1 protein-coding gene and 1 pseudogene are annotated in these 888 nt (G+C 56.2%); one reads left to right on the top strand and one right to left on the bottom strand.

Annotated features, from left to right (window positions below):
• Window positions 1–566: pseudogene (locus D3D01_RS23600) on the top strand (hypothetical protein); the annotation flags it as partial.
• Here D3D01_RS23600 and D3D01_RS23875 read toward each other — a convergent pair.
• On the bottom strand, window positions 567–888 hold a 322-nt coding region (locus tag D3D01_RS23875), incomplete at its 5' end, for a hypothetical protein (protein ID WP_158600565.1).

Here is an 888-nt window from a genome sequence, read left to right as displayed (position 1 = left end):
GCGGCGGAGAACTGGACCTCAATCGGGGACGAATCAGCACTATTTCATCAGCTGACTCTCGACTCCGAGTATCTGTAAAGAGCACCACAGGACCGACCGACGACTACCAAGCCACTTACGAACTGAGTGGACTCGAGTACCAACTCGAGGGGACAACTGTCAGCTACGAGGGAGGGGCTGTGTTCCGCCGAGATAGAGGCGGGACAGCTGTCATTGGCTCGCCGACGCTGGTCTGCACTGATGAGCGCGCACTTGTGTCGCTGGTAACAGTAGATGGGCCAGAGGGCCGGCAGTTGGGCGGCGGAACCGTCTCTGTCACAGTCGAACGTCGAAACGCCACCGTCACATTCCCGGTAAACAGGAGTGGGCCAAACAGTACGGCCGGCCGGGCCAACGTCTCGATTGAAGTGGTCAACTCCCAGTTCAAATCCGGCTGGAACCAGCATCTCGAGTCACGTCAGGGATGGCACCCCAGCGGAAGCGGATTCGTCTGCGACGGGACCGGTAATGGAGTGCAGACATATCAAATCGTCAGGATTCACGTCAGCGTGACGTTCACCCGGTGATTATCCTGAGACCTGGACATCGTTAACTTGAACGTTGATAACACCGGCGGCCTCAACGTCAGACTCTGCAACTCCGACCTGGAACAGCAGTAGAAGCATATTCTCAGACTTATCACCGTCCGGGAGGTCATAGTAGATGACCGCTTGGTTGCTCTTCAGATTGAGGGCGTAACCCCCGCTCTCGTTTGTAATCCCAATGTCGTCGTACGGCTGGAAGTACGTAGTAACATTGTCCTGCCACGTAGCACTGTAGTTCCGGGTGATAAGGCCGGTGACATCGTCGCCGTCAGTATAGATTCGGGTTGGCTTAATCGCATCGTGG

The sequence above is a fragment of the Haloarcula sp. Atlit-7R genome (genome assembly GCF_003666065.1).
In the GTDB taxonomy this organism is placed as follows: domain Archaea; phylum Halobacteriota; class Halobacteria; order Halobacteriales; family Haloarculaceae; genus Haloarcula; species Haloarcula taiwanensis.
Note: the sequence above shows the minus strand (reverse complement) of the source record. Positions and strands in the feature narration are given on the sequence as shown.